Raw genomic sequence first — 1,353 nt, forward strand, 5'->3', positions numbered from 1 at the left:
AATGACAGATACCACCTTAGTTGGCGGTATCTGTGTTGATATTAGAAAGTCAATGAGTCGGTTCGTAGACGCTTACTAAATAAGCATATTCACTGCAGCATCCAACCGTTAAGAACTTGTAGCCAATTCTGTGACGAATATTCACCAATTCGCACTTAATTTGGTGGTAATGGAGAATCTGTTATCTACAATATAATGAAATAAAGCGCTAATCACTTAGTGGCATAAAAATATGCATAGTACGCAGAATCGGCTAGGAAGGAACAGATAAATGAACAACGATCGTTTTTCTACGTTACAAGAGTTCACGGATGAAACACCAATTCAAGAATCATTTTCTCCAACAGCAGAACCGTATGCTCACTACCTCAAGGATATTGTGGGTATTGATTTGTTGTCACGCGAAGACGAATTATATTACGCAAAGTTGAATAGATTGGGTGATAAAAAAGCGCGTGATATCATGATTGAGTCGAACCTGCGACTTGTTGTAAAAATCGCGAAAAGTTACCAAAAGCGTAAAGGCAATAACTTTACCCTGCTTGACCTTATCGAAGAGGGGAATATTGGCTTAATCAAGGCCATTGATAAATACGACCCCTCTCCCGGTTACCGCTTTTCAACCTACGCGGTGTGGTGGATTAGAGAAAGCATTGAATCTGCGCTAATGAATACAGGGCGAACCGTTCGACTGCCAGCACACGTCTGCAAAGAAATAAATAGTCTTGCGTCAAAGAAACTCGATGTAAGCAAAAAAATGAGTAAAGAGGTCTCGATTTCAGAGCTATCAGATAGATCTGGCGTTAAAGCGGAACGTGTCGATCAATTAGTAGCATTAAGTGGGTTTATTGATGTAACCACAACTGTAGGTATCAACCATGCGCCTTTGGTTCTGGAACAGTGTGAAAGTGAGTACATGGTCGATCCTCAACAAGAATGCGAGGACAAATCTTTTACACAAGCTTTAGAACAAATCATCAACACCTTACCTCCTAAGTTACAGAAAGTTCTTATTCACCGTTTTGGTTTCTTCGGTAACAACATAAAAACGCTAGCTGAGATTGGAGAAATGCTGGACGTTAATGTTTCCAACGAGCGGGTCAGACAACTTCAGAAAGAAGCTGTAGAAAGAATTCAAAAGCGCCTTAAATTCGATGGCTGGGTGTAATAACGACTTCTAATCAAAGTAGCGATGAGTAAGCAATAAAAGAAATAATCTCAAGGGTGAGCCTTTAAAAGTTTGCCCTTTTACCTGCCTTCTTTCTGCCTGACAATACCAGGGCGCGAGCATACTTTGATTAATTTATAACCCAAAGAAGATTCGAGCCCGATAATCATCGTTCCAACCCGCTT

1 protein-coding gene is annotated in these 1,353 nt (G+C 40.4%); it reads left to right on the forward strand.

The window, feature by feature from the left end; genetic code table 11:
- The first annotated feature begins 271 nt into the window (after positions 1–271).
- Positions 272–1,168, forward strand: coding sequence for a sigma-70 family RNA polymerase sigma factor (locus Q1A70_RS19930; RefSeq protein WP_299695754.1), 897 nt, complete (start codon positions 272–274; stop codon positions 1,166–1,168).
- Positions 1,169–1,353: the final 185 nt, after the last annotated feature.

The sequence above is a fragment of the uncultured Vibrio sp. genome (genome assembly GCF_947488985.1).
In the GTDB taxonomy this organism is placed as follows: Bacteria; Pseudomonadota; Gammaproteobacteria; order Enterobacterales; family Vibrionaceae; genus Vibrio.